The organism is Massilia sp. 2TAF26 (assembly GCF_052115005.1).
Lineage (GTDB): Bacteria > Pseudomonadota > Gammaproteobacteria > Burkholderiales > Burkholderiaceae_D > Telluria.
Map to the genome: position 1 here is coordinate 181,707 of NZ_JBFRFV010000006.1, position 18,328 is coordinate 200,034.

The following is an 18,328-nucleotide window of genomic DNA, read 5'->3' on the forward strand; positions in this document are numbered from 1 at the left end:
TCATGCCGACCGTCACCGCCTTCATTGCCGGCCTGCTGTTCGGCTCCGGCCTGATCCTGTCGGGAATGAGCAACCCCGCCAAGGTGCTGGCCTTCCTCGACCTGGCCGGCCGCTGGGATCCTTCGCTGCTGTTCGTGATGCTGGGCGCGATCCTGGTGGCGGCGGTCGCCTTCCGCGCCGGCGGCGAACGCGCCCACACCGTGCTCGGCGCCACCATCCACCTGCCCGGCGCCCGCCACATCGACGCCAGGCTGATACTCGGCAGCGTGGTGTTCGGCGTCGGCTGGGGCCTGGTCGGCTACTGTCCCGGTCCCGCGCTCACCAGCCTGGGCGTCGGCGGCTGGCCGACCCTGCTGTTCGTGGCCGCCATGATCGCCGGGATGGCCGTGTTCGAAGTCAGCGAACGAATCAACGCCCGGCGCACCTCGGGCGGACCTCCCCAACCCGCAACGGAGACTCCATGAAGCAACGCGAAGACGTCCTGATCGCCGGCGCCGGTCCCACCGGCCTGGTGCTGGCCCTGTGGCTGGCGCGCCAGGGAGTGAAGGTGCGCATCGTCGACAAGACCGCCGGCCCCGGCACCACCTCGCGCGCGGTGGTGGTCCATGCGCGGACCTTGGAGCTCTACCGCCAGCTCGGCATGGCCGGCGAGGTGATCGCGTCCGGCATGGTCAATCCAGGCATCAACCTCTGGGTGCGCGGCAAGCGGCGCGCCCACATCACCTTCATCGACGCCGGCACCGACCTCACGCCCTACCCCTTCATCCTGGTCTTTCCCCAGGACCGGCACGAGCGCCTCCTGATCGCCCACCTGGAGCAGATGGACGTGAAGGTCGAGCGCGAGACCGAGCTGCTGGGCTTCGAGCAGCACGACGACCACGTGCAGGTGCGCCTGCGCGGCCCCGCCGGCGAGGAGACCTGCGAGGCGCGCTACCTGGCCGGCTGCGACGGCGCGCGCTCGCCGGTGCGGCACCAGCTCGGCGCCCACTTCGAAGGCGGCACCTACGACCAGCTGTTCTACGTCGCCGACGTGGTCGCGTGCGGTCCGCCGGCGGACGGCCAGATCCACGTCTCGCTGGACGATGCCGACTTCCTGGCGCTGTTCTCGTACACCAAGGACGGCCTGGCGCGCCTGATCGGCAGCATCCGCGAAGACCGCGTCGCGCCGGACCGCGAGCTGACGTTCGACGACGTCAGCGAGCGCGCGATCCGCGGCCTGGGTGTCGAGGTCAAACAGGTGAACTGGTTCTCGACCTACAAGGTGCACCACCGCCTGACCGAGCACTTCCGCCACGGACGCGTGTTCCTGCTGGGCGACGCCGCCCACATCCACAGCCCGGCCGGCGGCCAGGGCATGAACACCGGCATCGGCGACGCCATCAATCTGGCCTGGAAGCTGAAGGCGGTCCTCCACGGCGACGCCGCCGACCGCCTGCTCGACAGCTACGACAGCGAACGCCTGGCCTTCGCGCGCACCCTGGTCGAGACCACCGACCGCGTCTTCACCTTCGTCTCCGCCGAGGGCGGCTTCGCGAACTTCGTCCGCACCCGCATCGCCCCACTGTTCGTCAGCGCGGCCTACAAGGTGGAAGGGGTGCGGGAGTTCATGTTCCGGCTGGTGTCCCAGTGCATGCTGAACTACCACGGCAGCCCGCTCAGCAGCGGCTCGGCCGGCAAGGTCAAGGGCGGCGACCGCCTGCCCTGGGCCCACGGCGCCGCACTCGACAACTACGCGCCGACCGGCACCGTGGACTGGCAGGTGCATGTGTATGGCCGGGCGTCCGATGCGCTGTCAAGCTGGTGCCACCACGTCGGCCTGGCGCTGCACGTGTTCGACTGGGAGCGGGCGCATGAGCACGCCGGACTGGCGCGGGATGCGGCTTATCTCTTGCGGCCGGACGGGTATGTGGCGCTGGCGGATCCGCAGGCGCGGCCGGAGGGGATTCGGCATTATTTTCGGGAGATCGGGTATCAGCGGTTCACGGGGTAGAGGCGGCCGAGGGTCCGGAAACTTGCCGCTCCGACAGCAACATGGCACACTGCGGCATCCACCTTCTTGTATAGACATGGCATGAATCCGATCCAACTGTTCGACCCCGTCTCGTCCACCTTCACCTACATCATCGCCGGTCCCGACGACAAGGAAGCGGTGATCATCGATCCGGTCGACCAGCACTGTGAGCGCGACCTGGCCCATGTCGAAAGGCTCGGCCTGCGCCTGGCCTACGTCCTGGAGACCCACGTCCATGCCGACCACGTGACCTCGGCGGGCCGCCTGCACGCGCTGACCGGGGCCAAGACCGCCGTACCGAGCGGCTGCGGCGTCCCGACGGCGGAACTGCAGCTGCGCGACGGCGACACCATCCGCTTCGGCAGGATTGAAACGATTTCGGTGATCCACACGCCCGGCCACACGGCGGGCAGCATGTGCTATGTCTGGCGGGGGAGTGTGTTCACCGGCGACACCCTGCTGATCAACGGCTGCGGGCGCACCGATTTCCAGGGTGGCAGCGCGGAGGCGCTGTACGACAGCGTCACCGGCAAGCTGTTCGGCCTGCCCGACGAGACCAGGGTCTGGCCGGGCCACGACTACAAGGGACAGTCGGTGTCCACCATCGGCTGGGAGAAAAGGAACAACGCGCGCCTGGCCGGACGCTCGCGCGAGGATTTCGTGCAGCTGATGGGGCAGCTGAACCTGCCCAAGCCGAAGCTGATCGACGTCGCCGTGCCGGCAAACCGCAACCTCGGCCTGCCGCACAGCGTCTGAATCACATACCCGGGCCGCCGCCGCCCGGGCCGCCGCCGCCGAAGCCGCCCGGGCCGCCATGCCGGCCTTCGCCCTCAGGACCACCGCGTTCCCGGCGCTGACCACCGCCCTGCACGCCGCCGAAGCGGTAGGACAGGCCGATGAAAGCCATGCGGCCATCGTAGCGCGTGATCGAGTGCTGCTTCAGGTAGGTGGTATCGGTGATGGTTTCCATCTTCTGCGAACGGAAGACGTCGCGCACATCGAAGACCAGCGACAGCTGCGGCGTCAGGCTGCGCTTGTAGGTGAAGTTGAGCGTCGCCGACGGCTCGCGGTAGCCGGTACCGGCCAGGGTCTTGCCCTGGGCGCTGATCATGAACTGCAGCATGTCCTGCGGCGTCATCTGGTAGTTCAGGCGGCCGCGCGCGGTCAGCGAGGTCGCCGATCGCGTGTACTCGGCACCCGTGATGTCGATCTGCTGCTGCTCGGTGTAGGCCAGGTTGCCGCTGGTGTTGATCGTCAGTTGCGGCGTGAGCTTGCCGCTCAAGGTGAACTCCAGGCCGCCGGCGCGGTTATGGCCGCCGTTCTCCAGCGTCGTCAAGAGCACGGTGTCGTTGACCGCCACCTGGCGGCTGCGGATCATGTCGCGGTCAGCGCGGTAGTAGGCGCGCAGGTTGGCGTTCAGCTGGCCGGCCTTGGTCTCGTAGCCGATCTCGAAGGAATCGGTCTGCACCGGTTTCAATTTCGGGTTACCGCTCGACTCGTTCAACTCGTCCTGGTAGACGACGAAGGGATTGAGCTGCTGGCCGGTGGCGCGGCGGATCCGGTGGGCGTAGGCAAAACGCAGATTGGTCGTCTCGTTCAGCTTGTAGGTTGCGAAGGCGCTCGGAATCCAGTTCAGGTAGCTGTTGGTGGCACTCAGCCCGGTCGTGATCTCGTCCAGGTCCATGTGCGTGTGCTCGGCGCGCAGGCCGACCAGCGCGCCCCAGCGTTCGTTCACCTTCCACTGGTAGGAACCGTACAGGGCGGCGTCGCGCTCGTCGACCTCGAAGGCGTTGGTGCGGCGGCCGTTCGCCACCGCCGCGCCGCTCAAGGGATCGAAGTCGAAGTAGCGGGTATCGAACTGGCTGTCGGTGTCGATGATCTTGTATCCCAGCTTGACGATGGCGCCGCTCTCGAGCGGGGTCTCGTAGTCGCCGGTGTAGTCGACGATCCTGACCTTGTTGGCGACGTCCTGCAGGCTGCTGGTATCGGTTCCCGAGAACGGCTGGCCCGGGTCGATCGGGCGCGGCGGCGCGATCAGGTACTGGTTCGCGTAACGCGAGTCATTACTGTTGTCGCTGTCCGACACGCGCAGGTCCATGCGGAACAGCTCGCCGATCTTCTCGCCCTTGTGGTCCCAACGGGCGCCCCATGTCGAGTTGGTATTCTCGCCGGTGCGCCTGGTCGTGCGGAAGTAGTCGCTGTACGGCGCGCCATCGTTGGCCAGCGTGTAGTGGCTCTGGTTCAGGTTGTCGTTGTTGCGCTTCATGTAGCCGGCGTTGGCTTCCAGCGTATCGTCCTGGCCCAGGTTATAGGTCAGCTGGCCGCGCGCCCCCGCCATGTCGTTCAGGCCCGTGCTGGAGGAGGTCTGGATCGTGTGCTGGTCGGCGCCGGTGCGCGGATCGATGCGGTCACGCTCGGTGTCGCCGGTCGAATTGCGGCCGTCGTGGCGGAAGTTGACACCGCCCTGCATGCCCCACCGTCCGCTGTTGTAGCCGCCACTGACCTGGCCGTTGTAGCGCCCCGCCGTCCCATAGTTGACGTTGGCCACGCCCTGTCCGCCGGGACGGCGCGAACGCTTCATCACCAGGTTCAGGATCGGGCCGCCGCCGCCCTCGTTGCCGAATTCCGCGCCGGGATTGTTGATGACCTCGATCGAGTCGATGTCCTCGGCCGGCATGGCCTGCAGCATCGAGCCGCGCCCTTCTCCCTGCAGCATTGCCGAAGGCTTGCCGTCGACCAGGATCTGCACATTGGTATTGCCGCGCAGGGACACGGTGCCGTCCGGATCCACGCCGACCGAGGGCACATTGCCAAGGGCATCGGCGGCGCTGCCGTTCGAGCTGCTGGCGTCGCTCTTGACGTCGTAGACCTGGCGGTCGATGCGGTTGGTCTGGCGTTCGCCGACCACGTTCACGGACTGGACCTTGCCGCCGGGCGCGGCCTGGCCGCTGGTGGCGCCGCTCGATGCCGGTGCCGCGGCCGGCGCGCCGCCCGTCGTCTGGGCGATGGCCGGATGCAGGACGGCCAGGTCGCACAAGGCCAGGCCGATTGCCAGGTAATGGGCGCGGCGCCGCCGGGACGCACCGCCGCCAAGCTTGCGTTGGGAGTGGTTCATTTGATTGTTGTAGGCGTTGAACGAGTCTCAAAAGCGCCGACCGGACGCAATGCCGGCCGAACGAAGCGTGCAGGATACCTGAACAGCAGCGAAAGTTGCCGAGACTTACAACTCTTTGCACATGTCAATACGTGAGTGCGCGGAGCTCGGCCGGCGATATTCTCCCCCGCACGGCGGGCATCGATTATCATTCCTGTCTTTCAGGCAAGACAACCCAAGGCGGGAACCCGATGGCGCTCCACGAAAACCACCTCAAACGCGGCCTCAAGAGCCGGCACATCCAGCTGATCGCCCTCGGCGGCGCGATCGGTACCGGCCTCTTCCTCGGCGTCGCGCAGACGGTCAGCATGGCCGGCCCCTCGATCCTGCTGGGCTATGCGGTGGCCGGCCTGATCGCCTTCCTGATCATGCGCCAGCTCAGCGAGATGATGGTCGACGAACCGGTGGCCGGCTCGTTCAGCCACTTCGCCGACAAATACTGTGGCCGCTTCGCCGGCTTCCTGACCGGCTGGAATTACTGGGTGCTGTACGTGCTGGTCAGCATGGCAGAGCTGTCCGCGGTCGGCATCTACGTGCAGTACTGGTTCCCGGAGATCCCGACCTGGGTCTCGGCCCTCGGCTGCTTCGTGTTCGCCAACGCCATCAGCATGTTCAATGTGCGCGCCTTCGGCGAGACCGAATTCTGGTTCGCGGTCATCAAGGTGGTCGCCATCGTCGCCATGATCCTGTATGGCATCTTCCTGCTGTTCTCCGGCGGCGCCGGTCCGCAGGCGGGCGTGGCCAACCTGTGGCAGCACGGCGGCTTCTTCGCCCACGGTATCGAAGGCCTGGTGATGTCGATGGCGGTGCTGATGTTCTCCTTCGGCGGCCTGGAAGTCATCGGCATCACGGCGGCCGAGGCCGACAACCCGTCGAAGTCGATCCCGAAAGCCACCAACCAGGCGCTGTGGCGCATCCTGGTGTTCTACGTCGGCTCGCTGGCCGTGCTGCTCTCGCTGTATCCCTGGAACCAGATCAAGCCCGGCGCCAGCCCCTTCGTCCTGATCTTCAAGGCGCTGGACGCCGGCGCGGTCGCCCACGTGCTGAACCTGGTGGTGCTGACGGCCGCCGTCTCGGTCTATAACAGCTGCGTGTATTCGAACAGCCGCATGCTGTACGGCCTCGCCACCCAGGGCCACGCCCCGCGCGCGCTGCTGAAGGTGAACGAGCGCGGCGTGCCGCTGGTGTCGCTGAGCGTGTCGGCGGTGGCGACCGTCATCTGCGTGGCGGTCAACTATGCGCTGCCGGGCAAGGCGCTGGGCATGCTGATGGGCCTGGCCGTGGCGGGCATGATGATCAACTGGGCGATGATCAGCTGGAGTCATCTGCGTTTCCGTCAGGCCAAGGCGGCCCAGGGTGCCAAGCCCGTATTCGCCAGCCCCTTCTATCCGGTGACGAACTGGTTGTGCCTGGCGTTCCTGGCCGGGATCCTGGTGATCATGTATATGACGCCGGAGATGCGGGTTTCGGTTTGGTTGATTCCGGTTTGGCTGGTGGTGCTGGGTGTCGGCTACCGGATGCGGATGCGGACCCGCGACACGGCGGCGGCCTGAATGGACGAAGGCCTGCTTCCGAGCAGGCCGCCCGCACGCGCTTGAAGCCATGACGCCGTAGCCGCAAATAAAAAAGCGGCGCCTCGGCGCCGCTCCCGTCAGCACGTCATCCGATCAGAACGCGTGCCGCAACCCGATCATCGCGGACTTATCCCCGGTCCCCGACTCGATCGCACTACCCACCGTATAGCTCGCACCATTCCGGTTATTGATCTTCGAGATCGCCATATTGATGTCGGTCCGCTTCGACAAGGTATAGCGGTAGCCGATCGCAAGCTGCGAGGCATCCTGGTTGAAGGCCGTACGGTCATCCTTGTAGATGTACGAGGCCAGCAGGGCGTGGACGCCACCGATGGGCACCGTCAGACCCACCATCGCATCGCGGCTGTCGGTCGAGGCGATCGCCGGCCGGCCGAAGGGATTCGCCGTGTTGCGCAGCACCGAGCTGTTCAGGCCGCGGTTCCAGTCGTACAGCCCGTGCAGCCTGACCACGCCGAAGTCGTAGACGGCGGCGATCGTCGTGTTCTTGGCGTTCTCGGTACCGTGCAGGGTCGCGCTATCGTTGTTGCGGTTGTGGTAGCCGAGCCGCACCTGCAGCGGGCCGTTGGCCCAGGCCAGCGATCCGCCCAGCTGGCGGCCGGAGGCGCTGCTGCCGCTGACCTCGCCCGGCGCCGCCACCAGTTCCACGGTCACGCCGTTGGCGGTCGGCGAGATGTACTTGACCGTATTATCCATGCGGCTGAAGGAATTGCCGCTGGTGCCGAGCAGGTTCTTGGTATCGCCAACCCAGCCCGAACCGAAGGGATCGGCAAACACCTGCACCAGGTAGTGTGGCGTGTATTGCCGGCCGAGCAGCACGCTGCCGAAGCCGCCCTGCAAACCGACATAGATCTGGCGTCCGAACAGGAGGCCGCCCTGGCCCGATGCACCGGTGTCGGGCTGGAAGCCGCTCTCCATCAGGAACAGCGCCTTCAGGCCGTTGCCGAGGTCCTCGGTGCCCTTGAAGCCGAGCCGCGAGCCGCCGGTGGTGCCGCCGGTGATCTTGGTCATCGAGCCGGCGGTGCCGCCGCTTTCGCGTACCACCGCCGTGTCGAGCATGCCGTAAATGGTGACGTTACTCTGGGCGCCAGCCAACTGCGATGCTGACGCCAGCAAGGCAGATACGATCAGTTTCTTCCTCATCCGTTGTCTCCGTTTTTTGTCCGCATTATCTTGGGTTGACCGCCTTTGCAGGCAATGCAAAGGTTAGCACACAGCCAACTAATAGACAGACAGCAATCGCGATCACGCCCGCATTGGTGCTGTTTGTCATGGTTTTCACCACACCCAGCATGTAGGGCGCGATCATGCCGGACACGCTGCCGACCGAATTCGCCAGCGCGATGCCGGCAGCGGCAGCCGCACCTGTCAATACGGCCGGAGGCAGCAGCCAGAACTGCGAGATCGTGGTGATGATGCCCATGGTTGCCAGGGTCAGCGCCAGCATGGCGATGGCCGTGTTGTCGGCATAGGCCGCGCTCCAGGTCAGGCCAACGGCGCCGGCGACGCCAGCCAGCGCCAGGTGCCAGCGGCGCTCGCGCCGGATGTCGGAGCTGCGACCGACCAGGATCATGGTGACGGTGGCCGCGGCATAGGGAATGCAGGTGAGCATGCCGATGTCGAAGGGACTGGAGACGCCGCTGGCCTTGATGATGGTCGGCAGCCAGAAACTGATGCCGTACAGGCCCATGGTGTAGAACAGGTAGATGCCGCTCAGCAGCCAGACACGCGGGTTCACCAGGCCGTCGCGCAGCTTGTGCAGGTGGCCGCCCTGCTTGTCCTGGGCGAGGTCGTGCTCGATCAGCGACTTCTCGCTGTCGTCCAGCCATTTGGCGTCGGCGACCTTGTCGTCGAGGTAGAACCAGGCCATGCAGCCGAGGATGATGGTCGGGATGGCCTCCAGCACGAACACCCATTGCCAGGCGTGGTGCCCGCCGACATTGTCCATCGTGCCCATGATCAGGCCGGACAGCGGTCCGCCGATCACGCCCGACATCGGGATGCCGGTCATGAACAGCGCCGTGACCTTGCCGCGGCGGCTGGCCGGGAACCAGTAGGTGAGGTACAGCAGGATGGCGGGGAAGAAGCCGGCTTCGGCGACGCCCAGCAGGAAGCGCAGCGCGTAGAAGCTGGCCGGCGACTTCACGAACATCATGGCCGCCGAGATCACGCCCCAGGTCACCATGATGCGGGTGATCCACTTGCGGGCGCCCACCTTCAGCATGACGATATTACTCGGGACTTCGAACATCAGGTAGCCGGCAAAGAACACGCCGGCGCCCATCCCGTAGACGGCCTCTGACAGGCCGAGGTCGGACATCATTTGCAGCTTCGCGAAGCCGACGTTTACGCGATCGAGATAGGCGAACACGTAGCATAGAAACAGAAAAGGCAGCAGGCGCCAGGCGACCTTCGAATATGCCCTGGACGCTTCGTCGATCGTGGACGTGCCTACTGCCACCTTGGTTGAGCTCAGCATTGTTTTGTCTCCAGATATGGTTATGGAACGTGCCCGGTATGGCGGCATCTCGTGGATGCCGCTTCCGTGGTCTATCGTCCGCGGTGTCACCGCCCGTGGTCGGCGGTTTGAAACAATGGAGCAGCGGGATAGCTAACTGAACATCAGTCAAACCTCAGTTAAACATATCGGGCTGCGTTTTTGCCAATTGGTCAAAAATCGGCTGGAAGTGCAGCCAGCCGATGTATTCGCTGCCAACGTGCTCGCGGCTGTAGCGCGAGCGGTCCGGCGGCACCATCACCGGCTTGATGCCGGTCGCTTCGATCATCAGCTGCTGCTGGCAGCAGCGCTCCAGCGCGATGAACCAGAAGGCGGCCGCTTCGATGCTGTGGCGGCTCGCCGTCAGCAGGCCGTGGTTCTGGTGGATCGCCGCCTTCACGCCCTTGAACCAGTCGCACACCGACAGCCCCGCCTTTTCCTCAACCGCCACCTGGCCCGCCTCTTCGCGGATCACGACGTGGTCTTCGAAGAAGGCGGCGGCGTCCTGGCTGATCGGATCGAGCTCGCGGCCCAGCGATGCAAAAGCGGTGCCGTAGACGGTGTGCGCATGGCACATCGCGACGATGTCCGGGTGCGCTTCATGCACCGCGGCGTGCAGCACGAAGCCGGCGCGGTTGATCGCATACTCGCCCTCGACCACGCGGCCCTGGTGGTCGGCCAGGATCAGGTTCGACACCTTCACCTGCGAGAAATGGACGCACATCGGGTTGGTCCAGTACAGCTCCGGATGCTCGGGGTCGCGCACCGTCAGGTGGCCGGCGAAGCCATAGTCGAAGCCGTGCTGGGCGAAGGCGCGGCAGGCCGCGACCAGGCGCTCCTTGCGGTGGCGGCGTTCGTCGGCCGGATCGCCGAAGGCCGGGATCTCGGGGTAGATGACGTCGCTCTGCCGCGGATGGTAGATCGATCGCAGCGCGTCCTTCTGCGACTGCGCGATGCGCTCCGCCTCGACGGGGGCGAACTGTTTTACTTTGTCCAGCATGTTGTCTCCTTGAGTATCAACTTGGGTTCCCGCCTTCGCGGGAACGACGGTGGCGTTTAGAGGTCCAGTACCAGCACGGGGCTGGTGGCGCGCGACACGCAGGCCGTCAGGAACTGGCCGTGTTCGTCGTCGCCGAGGATGTAGTCGCGGTGGTCGACCTCGCCCTCGATATAGCGGATCTTGCAGGTCGCGCACAGGCCGGCCTGGCAGGAAGTCTCGATGCGGATGCCGTTCTGTTCCAGCACGTCGGCGATGCTGCGGTCGGCCGGCACTTCGAGCAGGGCGCCGCTGCTGGCGATCCTCACCATGAAGGCGCCGGGCGCCAGTGCCCCGGTGTCGGGCGCGGGCTCGGGCGCCTTGAAGTGCTCGCAGTGGACGGTGCCGGCCGGCCAGTGGCCGGACGCTTCCGCACAGGCTTTCATGAAGCCGGCCGGGCCGCAGTAGAACAGGTGGGCGCCCTCTTCCGGCTCGCGCAACAGCGCGCCGATATCGAGGCCGTCGGCCGGATTGCCGTGGTCGAAGTGGTGCACCAGCTTGCCGTGTTCCCAGGCGATACCGAGTTCTTCCCTGAACGCGGCGCAGCCGGGATTGCGGGCGCAGTAGTGCAGCTCGAAGGGGATGCCGGCATGGTCGAGCGCATGCGCCATCGACTTCAGCGGGGTCACGCCGATGCCGCCTGCCAGCAGGATCACCTTCTTCGCCTGCGGCACCAGTTCGAAGTTGTTGCGCGGTGCGCTGACCGTGGCCAGGTCCTGCACCCGCAGCGCGTCATGCAGGGCCTTCGAACCGCCACGTCCCTTCTCGTCGCGCAGGACCGCGATCACGTAGCGGTGGCGCTCGGCCGGCGGATTGCACAGCGAGTACTGACGCGTCATCCCGTTCGGAAGATGGACGTCGATGTGTGCGCCGGCGCTGAAGGACGGCAGCTCCTCGCCCTGCGGGTGCACCAGTTCGTACGAATTGATGCCGCTCGCCTCAAAGCGGATTTGCTTCACCAGCAGCGAGAGCTTGCTCCTGTCGCGGCTGATGATATGGGTCTGGGTCATTTCCATGTCGGGTCTCCCGCGGGATTACTGCCTGGTCGACTGTTCCAGCTCGTCGAACTTCTGGCGCACGAAGGCCGCGCGTTCGTCGCCCTTCATGTTTTCACTTTGCGTGAGGATGGCGACGATCTGGCGCGTCACATGGCGGCGGCGCGCCACCTCTTCCTCGACGGTTCCGCCTTCCGGCACCTCCAGCACATTGCCCGAGCAGTAGCTGTTCGGCGCGGCCGCGTTATCGCGCAGCCACTGCGCGAATTCCCGCGGACCGGCGGCCGGGTTGCTGCCGCGGACGGCGTCGCGCAGCATCTTCCGGAACAGGAACACGCCGGCGTCGAACTTGGTCGGGTTCTCCAGCGCGTGCACCGCGATCGGGCGCTGGCTGATGATGGCTTCGTAGTCGCCCGGCGCGTACTGGCACTCCTTGTAGTTGTGGCGTGCGCGGTGGTCCGAGGGGATCGGCGGCATGTCTTCGAGCTTGTACTTGCCGAAGCGTTCGGGACGGCGCATCGCCACCTGGCCTTCGAGGAAGTCGATGGTCTCGTAGCCGACCATCTCCTTGTTGCCGATGCCGCGGGTGTCGATACCGGGGCCCATCACGCGCCAGCCGATCATCTTCGAATTGACGTCGTCGACCGGCACGGTCCAGCGGATGATGTGGAAGCGCGAGAACAGCTTCTTGTTCGAGCCGTCTTCCGAGGTGTAGGCGTGCAGGCTGAGGTTGGGCAGTACCTGGTGCTGGACGCGCACGAAGAGCTTGTCCTTGTTCACGCGGCGGGCGCCGGCGCAGGCCAGGCCGCGGCCGCCGTGCACGGGGATGAACTGCATGTCCGGCGCGACTTCCATCGAAGCGGCGCCGACTTCGTCGAAGGTCGTGCCCTGGTACTGCTTGTTGACGACGTTCTTGGCGGAGTGCAGCGCGGTCGGGTGGAAGTTGTCGGCGGCGTTGTCCTGCACCTGCAGCCAGTTACAGTGCTGGAAGTTACTGTAGGGGACCAGCTCGTCGCCCTCGGCCACCGTAAAGTTGCCCTCCCACTCGGGGAAAGGCGGTTCCTCTTCCGGCGGGCCCATATAGGCGAACACCAGGCCGTGGCGCTCGAAAGCCTTGTACGCGCCTTGTTTGATCGAGCAGGCATACTTCTCGGCTTCCTTCTCTTCCCCCTTTGGAAAAGGCACGTGCAGGCAGCTGCCGTCGACGTCGAACACCATGCCGTGGTAGCAGCACATGATGCCCTTTTCCTGGATCGCGCCATATTCCAGCGAGGCGCCACGGTGCACGCAATGGGCATGCAGCAGGCCGACGCGGCCGGAGCCGTCGCGGAAGGCGACCAGCTCTTCGCCGAGGATCTTCAGGAAGTGCGGGGTATCGGTCAACTCCATCGACATGCAGACCGGATGCCAGAAGCGGCGCATGTACTCGCCCATCGGCGTGCCGGGGCCGACTTCGGTCAGCTCCGGATCGTGGCCCGGCACTTTATTGGTGTGGTAGCCGCCGTACGGGATCAGTTTCTTCGCAACCGCTTGGGTCTGGGCTGCGGCTTCGGCGGTCTTGTCGCGGGTGTTCATTGTGTGTCTCCTCTGGCTCGATGGTGGCTGCGTCCCGGAGGCGCATCCGTGTTCCGTATTCTGTATACAAAGCATACAGGCAAAAAATTTTTGTCGCTCGCACAGTTTGCGGTCGGGAATCTTTCTTACGATTCCGCCCACTCTGTGTTCTGTATACAGAATACATTCTTCGCTTCCGTGGATCGCTTGTCAACCGATTTTTTGTATCGCGCGCTCCTGCTCCGGTGACTCGGCTTAATAAATTGACTTCGGGTCAACTGGACGTATACTGAATACAAAGGTGAACCCATGCTCAAACAACTATCGAAAATTCAGGTACGTCCGGACCTCGTCGACCAGGTCTATCAAACACTGCTCGACGCCATCAGCGACGGCTCGCTGCCGCCCGGCGCCCGCATCACCCAGGAAGAAATCGCCGAGCAGATGGACGTCTCGCGCTCGCCCGTGCTGCAGGCCCTGCGCCTGCTGAAGAAGGACGGTCTGGTGAAGGATGCGCCGGGACGCGGCGTGCTGGTGGCGGAACTGGATCCGCAATGGATCGGCAACCTCTACCAGGTGCGCGGCGCCCTCGACACCCTGGCGGCGCGCCTGGCCGCCGAACGCAGGGCCGCCATCGACCCGCAGATCATCGCCAACGGCCGCAAGGCTTCGCGCGGCAAGGACGTGAAAGCGATGATCGACGCCGACATCGCCTTCCACACGGCGATCTACCAGGCCTCGGGCAATCCGCTGATCTTCGAGACGACCCAGTTCCACTGGGTGCACCTGCGGCGCGTGATGGGGGCGGTGCTGCAGTCGGCGATGCAGCGCGAATCGATCTGGGACGAGCACGAGGCGATGGCGCAGGCGATCGCGGCCGGCGACGTCGCGCGGGCGGTCGAGATGTCCGACCATCATGCGACCGAGGCGCGGCTGAATCTGGTGGCGCGGCTGAATGAAGTTCTGAGCCATCGGGTAGCATGAGACGCCTTGCCTTGGCCTGGGCGGCGATGGCGCTGGCCGCATCGGCTGCGGTGCTGGCTGCCGGCCCCTATCCGAACACCGCTAACTTCGGGGTGCCGTTTTCAAAGGATGAGGACTGGTACAAGCAGTGCATGCGGGTCGAACGACTGCAGCCGGCGCCTGCGCCTGCACAAGTCAGGGCGGCGCAGGACTGCGACGCCATCGACCTCTATGACCACAAGCGCAGCCAGGCCAGCACCTCGCAGGCCGAATGGGATCAGGTCCGCGCCTGCGCGCTGGCGAAGAACGACAACGGCGTGCTGATGATGCTGTATGCGAACGGCTACGGGGTGGCGCGCGATATGGACCGTGCGATTCATCACGCCTGCATCGTCGACTACATCGCAAAGGCCGAGATGACGTCGCGCGTCGCCCATCTCGCCGGCGCGCAGGCACAGGACAAACCCATCGATGTCTGCGACGACATCACCAGCGGCTATATGGGCGCCGTCTGCGCGCAGCGGCGGGAAACGCAGAACGGTCGGACGCGCAATTCCCGCCTGGAGCGAATGGAACGCGCGCTTCCTGCCGCAAGCCGCGCAGCATTCTCGAAGCTTCGCCAGGCGGCGGAGCGCTACGCCAGCGAAGCCGGCAGCGGCGAGAACGACGCCCGCGGCACGGCTGCAGCGGACTTCGCGTTCCAGCGCCAGGCCAAGCTGCGCGAACAAGCCATGCAAGCCATGCTCGACACAGTCGCCGGCAAGCTGCCGCCGGCGTCGGCCGAGGACTTCGCGCAATGGGACCGCCAGCTGAACGATGCCTATGGCAAGGTCATGGCGATTCCGTCGACCCAGGACGGCCATCCCGACCGCATCGGCGACTCGACCATCGAACACGCCGACGTGCGCAAGGACCAGCGCCTCTGGCTGGCCTACCGCGACGCCTTCCTCGCCTTCCGCGCCAGCCTGCCTTCGGGTCCAGGCGCGGACGCGATCAGGACCTTGCTGACCTCCCAGCGGACGGCCGAGCTGCGCGCACTCGAGAGCTATCGCTAGCGCGGGCGGGCGTCGACGCTCAGGGTCGACAGGGAGGAATCGACCGGCATCGCCGGCACGTGGACGCCGGGGTCGCCCGGAACGTGGCCGCCCGCCACGTCATGGGTCCTGAAGCACCCTCAGTGTGCATCGCCCAGCACGCGCAAGTGGTCGATCGCGACGACGTTGCCCTGCGCGGCGGCCTCGGCGTACAGGCGGTGCGCTTCGGCGAGATCCCTGGGAACCTGCTTTCCGGACTCGTATTTTGAAGCCAGCGCAATCTGCGCCATGGGCTGCCCAGCCTCCGCCGCGCTGATCACCAGCTTCAGGCCCGCCGCCTGCTCGGCCTCCGTCCTGCTTGGCCCGCTCAGCAGCGCGCCAAGCGCATAGCGCGCTTCCAGGTTTCCGTCGAGGGCGGCTTGCTGGAGCCCCTTCCACAGCTTGCCGCTCGACGGCTCCATCGTCCACACATACTGAACCTGTCCCCACATCGTCACCGGCCGACCATCGACCGTGCCAGGCTTATGGGGACACTTCCGGAACGCGGTCTGCGCGGCCTGGTCGAGGTCGGGCGAACCGCTGGACAACAGGATTTTCGTATCGAGCACGGTGCCGCTTTCATCCACCTGGACGCCGACGATGACCAGGCCTTCCTCGCCCCTTCTCAAGGCCGGCTTTGGATAGCCGGGAAACTTGCACTGCGCCGCGTCGATCGAGGGCAGCTTGAACCGGGTTTCCTCGGCAAGCGCGGAACCTCCCGTATGAGACAGGGCCGCGGCGAGAACGAGGGTCAAGGTGGTCCGCTTCATGGCGCGCGCTCGATACGAAAGTGATTGGAACGACAATATTATGGCATTGTCATCACAGCGGCAAGCTTCGATGCCGCCGACGCGGAATCACCCTTTGTCGTCCCCGGCAAAGAACGGCGCCCCGATCTCGAAGAAGTGGCCGCCCGCCACATAATGGATGCTGCGCATGCCGCCCTGTTCCATCTTCCAGTGCGCGCCGTCGAACACGGCGGGATCGGCCCAGGCAGCCACGACTTCGCCGAGGAAGAGGTCGTAGGCCTGCTGGATATGCGGTTCCGGAATCAGCCTGCACTCCAGCCAGCCCAGGCAGCCTTCGACCAGCGGCGCGGCTACTTTCGATCCCGCGGCGGTGGCAATGCCGTGCGCGGCGAACTTGTCGACCTCGGCGCCGGTCTCGTTGCCGACATCGACGGTCAGGCGCGCCTGCGCCCGCGACGGAATGTTCAGCACGAACTCGCCCGAGGCCTCGATCAGCCCGCGGGTAAAGGTCGACTTGTCGATCACCACCGCCACCTTGGGCGGGTCGAAGTCGAGCGGCATCGACCACGCCGCCGACATGATGTTGGACCGCCCGCCGTGGTGGCTGGTGACGATCACGGTCGGGCCGTGGTTCATCAGGCGGTAGGCTTTGCTTAGCTCGACTGGTACGCGGTCGCTCATCCTGCTGCTCCTTTCGAACGGCCGCGTGCGCGCATCAATGCGCCGGCATTACCATCAGCTGCAGTCCCGAAGGCGTCTGCGCCGCATGGTAGACACGCTGGGTCGCGGCCTTGAAGTCTTCCGGCCTGGCCTTCGGAATCGAGGTGAAGGTCTGCGGGTTCAGGTCGATCAGCGGGAACCAGGAACTCTGCACCTGCACCATGATGCGGTGGCCGCGCCGGAAGGTGTGGTTGACGTCGCCCAGATGGTAGCTGATCGCCTCGATCTTGCCCGGCACGAAAGGCTCCGGTTTCTCGAAGCTGTTGCGGAATTTGCCGCGCAGCGGGTTGCCGCGCACCAGTTGCTGGAAGCCGGCCAGGCTGGTCTCGGGCGCGCCGACGTCCTTGCCGCGTGGGCCGCGTTCGCCGGACGGGTACTCGTTCGGATACACATCGATCAGCTTGACGACCCAGTCGGCGTCCGTGCCGGTGGTCGAGACGAACAGCTTGGGCGTGACCGGTCCGGCGATGGTGACGTCCTCTTCCAGTACGTCCGACTGGTAGGTCAGCACGTCCGGACGGGTGGCGGCAAAGCGCTGGTCGGACACCATGTATTCCTGCGGCACCCCTAACGAGGGGTAGCCGATGTAGGGCACCGGCTTCTTCGGATCCGATACGTACTCGTCATAGTCGGCGCCGGCGGCGGGCTGGGTCCAGCTCAGCTTCCCGCCCGGTGCCAGGTAGAGCATGCGGGCCTTGGCCGGCGCCGGCGGCCAGGCCGTGTACTGGCGCCAGACGTTGGAGCCGGTCTCGAACACGGTTACCTCGGCGATCGGCCGGGCCGGCTTCACGCCCTTCAGGTGCTGTTCGAAGAAGGGGAACTGGATCTGGGTGCGGAAGTATTCGCCGGTCTTGCTGTCGAAGCGCACGTGGCCCAGTTGCTGGCCGTCGTAGCGCGCCCAGCCGCCGTGCACCCACGGGCCCATCACCAGGCCGCTGAAGGTGGTCGGGTTGAACTTCTTGACCGCTTGGTAGGTCGTGAACGGGCCTTGCGGGTCTTCGGCGTCGAACCAGCCGCCGACGCTCAGCACCGCCGCCTTGACGCCCTTCAGGTGGCGCGAGATGTCGCGGGTCTGCCAGAACTGGTCGTAGGTGTCGTGCTCGATGGTCGGCGCCAGGTAGGCGCGCTGGCCGTCGGTCAAGGTCGCCAGGATGTTCGGCATGGTCAGGTGGCGCAGGTAGAAGTCGTAGGCGTCGGACGCGCCATAGTCGAAGCGCTCGCGGCTCTTCGGGCCGGTGGTCGGGTTTTTCTGCTCGACGAAGTTGGCGTAGAAGCCGAAGTTCGCCGCCAGCATGAATGCGCCGCCGTGATAGGAGTCGTCCCCCATGAAGAGGTCGGTGACCGGCGCCTGCGGCGAGGCCGCCTTGATCGACGGGTGGGAATCGATGATGCTGGCCGAGGTGTAGAAGCCCGGGTAGCTGATGCCGTAGATGCCGGCCTTGCCGTTGTTGTTGGGGACGTGCTTGAGCAGCCATTCCATGGTGTCATACATGTCCTGGCTTTCCTGGCCCTCGCCGGCGGCGCGCTGCGCCTTCAGGTGCGGGGTCATCTCCTGCCACTTGCCCTCGGACATATAGCGGCCGCGCACGTCCTGCTTGACGAAGATGTAGCCGGCATCCTCGAATTCCTTCGACGGGCCGATCGAAGTCGGATACCAGTCCTCGCCGTAGCGCAGCTCACCGTCGGCGTACACGCCGGCGCTGTATGGCGTGCGGTTGATCAGGAAAGGATAGCTCTTCGAGCCGTCCTTCGGCACGTAGACCACGGTGAACAGCCTGGTGCCGTCCCGCATCGGGATCCGGTACTCATACTTGGTGTAGCTGGCGCGCAGGTCGCGCTGGACGGCGGGCGCATCGGCGGCCACGGCATTGGCGGCGAAAGCCGGGGCGGAGGCTGCGCCCGCGAATGCGAGGGCCAGTGACAGTGCGAGGATCGAAAGAGGACGGCGGCTCATGATTTCCTTATCGGAAAGATAAAGCCGCCA

At 65.6% G+C, this 18,328-nt stretch carries 15 protein-coding genes; 6 read left to right on the forward strand and 9 right to left on the reverse strand.

Annotation, left to right across the window (positions count from 1 at the left end):
- The first annotated feature begins 2 nt into the window (after positions 1 to 2).
- The 3 genes from AB4Z32_RS08775 to AB4Z32_RS08785 all read left to right on the forward strand — a co-directional run bounded on the left by AB4Z32_RS08775 (position 3) and on the right by AB4Z32_RS08785 (position 2,767).
- Positions 3 to 464 (forward strand): DUF6691 family protein, encoded by a 462-nt coding sequence (locus AB4Z32_RS08775; RefSeq protein WP_442121459.1) that lies wholly within the window; start codon positions 3 to 5, stop codon positions 462 to 464.
- Positions 461 to 1,990, forward strand: coding sequence for an FAD-dependent monooxygenase (locus AB4Z32_RS08780; protein WP_442121460.1), 1,530 nt, complete (start codon positions 461 to 463; stop codon positions 1,988 to 1,990). The genes AB4Z32_RS08775 and AB4Z32_RS08780 overlap by 4 nt, the downstream gene beginning before the upstream one ends.
- 81 nt (positions 1,991 to 2,071) lie before the next feature.
- Positions 2,072 to 2,767 carry an MBL fold metallo-hydrolase gene (locus AB4Z32_RS08785; RefSeq protein WP_442121461.1) on the forward strand — a complete coding sequence of 232 codons (696 nt, stop codon included), beginning with the start codon at positions 2,072 to 2,074 and terminating at the stop codon, positions 2,765 to 2,767.
- Position 2,768: 1 nt separating this feature from the next.
- Here AB4Z32_RS08785 and AB4Z32_RS08790 read toward each other — a convergent pair whose 3' ends face one another.
- A complete protein-coding gene (locus AB4Z32_RS08790; protein WP_442121462.1) occupies positions 2,769 to 5,126 on the reverse strand; it encodes a TonB-dependent receptor domain-containing protein in 2,358 nt (785 codons plus the stop codon).
- A 230-nt stretch (positions 5,127 to 5,356) separates the two neighbouring features.
- On the opposite strand from AB4Z32_RS08790, the gene AB4Z32_RS08795 reads away from it, so the two are divergent.
- On the forward strand, positions 5,357 to 6,718 hold the full coding sequence (locus AB4Z32_RS08795) for an amino acid permease (protein ID WP_442121463.1): 1,362 nt from the start codon (positions 5,357 to 5,359) through the stop codon (positions 6,716 to 6,718).
- A 114-nt stretch (positions 6,719 to 6,832) separates the two neighbouring features.
- On the opposite strand, the gene AB4Z32_RS08800 is transcribed toward AB4Z32_RS08795, so the two are convergent.
- From AB4Z32_RS08800 to AB4Z32_RS08820, 5 genes are all read right to left on the reverse strand, one after another.
- Positions 6,833 to 7,900: a porin gene (locus AB4Z32_RS08800; protein ID WP_442121464.1), complete on the reverse strand. Its 1,068-nt coding sequence runs from the start codon at positions 7,898 to 7,900 to the stop codon at positions 6,833 to 6,835.
- 25 nt (positions 7,901 to 7,925) lie between these two features.
- Positions 7,926 to 9,236, reverse strand: coding sequence for an MFS transporter (locus AB4Z32_RS08805; RefSeq protein WP_442121465.1), 1,311 nt, complete (start codon positions 9,234 to 9,236; stop codon positions 7,926 to 7,928).
- A gap of 154 nt (positions 9,237 to 9,390) precedes the next feature.
- On the reverse strand, positions 9,391 to 10,254 hold the full coding sequence (locus AB4Z32_RS08810; RefSeq protein WP_442121466.1) for a class II aldolase/adducin family protein: 864 nt from the start codon (positions 10,252 to 10,254) through the stop codon (positions 9,391 to 9,393).
- Positions 10,255 to 10,310: 56 nt separating this feature from the next.
- On the reverse strand, positions 10,311 to 11,306 hold the full coding sequence (locus AB4Z32_RS08815) for a PDR/VanB family oxidoreductase (RefSeq protein WP_442121467.1): 996 nt from the start codon (positions 11,304 to 11,306) through the stop codon (positions 10,311 to 10,313).
- 18 nt (positions 11,307 to 11,324) lie between these two features.
- A complete protein-coding gene (locus AB4Z32_RS08820) occupies positions 11,325 to 12,860 on the reverse strand; it encodes a Rieske 2Fe-2S domain-containing protein (RefSeq protein ID WP_442121468.1) in 1,536 nt (511 codons plus the stop codon).
- Positions 12,861 to 13,148: 288 nt separating this feature from the next.
- Here AB4Z32_RS08820 and AB4Z32_RS08825 point away from each other — a divergent pair, with 288 nt between their 5' ends.
- A complete protein-coding gene (locus AB4Z32_RS08825) occupies positions 13,149 to 13,823 on the forward strand; it encodes a GntR family transcriptional regulator (RefSeq protein ID WP_442121469.1) in 675 nt (224 codons plus the stop codon).
- Complete coding sequence (locus tag AB4Z32_RS08830) at positions 13,820 to 14,857, forward strand: lysozyme inhibitor LprI family protein (RefSeq protein WP_442121470.1); 1,038 nt, start codon at positions 13,820 to 13,822, stop codon at positions 14,855 to 14,857. Before AB4Z32_RS08825 ends, AB4Z32_RS08830 begins: the two co-directional genes overlap by 4 nt.
- A gap of 119 nt (positions 14,858 to 14,976) precedes the next feature.
- Here the strand turns inward: AB4Z32_RS08830 and AB4Z32_RS08835 are convergent, their stop codons facing one another.
- The 3 genes from AB4Z32_RS08835 to AB4Z32_RS08845 form a co-directional block, all read right to left on the reverse strand.
- Positions 14,977 to 15,645: a TonB family protein gene (locus tag AB4Z32_RS08835; RefSeq protein ID WP_442121471.1), complete on the reverse strand. Its 669-nt coding sequence runs from the start codon at positions 15,643 to 15,645 to the stop codon at positions 14,977 to 14,979.
- 87 nt (positions 15,646 to 15,732) lie between these two features.
- Entirely contained in the window at positions 15,733 to 16,305 is a 573-nt protein-coding gene (locus AB4Z32_RS08840) for a flavin reductase family protein (protein ID WP_442121472.1), read from the reverse strand.
- Positions 16,306 to 16,339: 34 nt separating this feature from the next.
- Positions 16,340 to 18,298, reverse strand: coding sequence for a CocE/NonD family hydrolase (locus AB4Z32_RS08845; protein WP_442121473.1), 1,959 nt, complete (start codon positions 18,296 to 18,298; stop codon positions 16,340 to 16,342).
- Positions 18,299 to 18,328 lie beyond the last annotated feature (30 nt).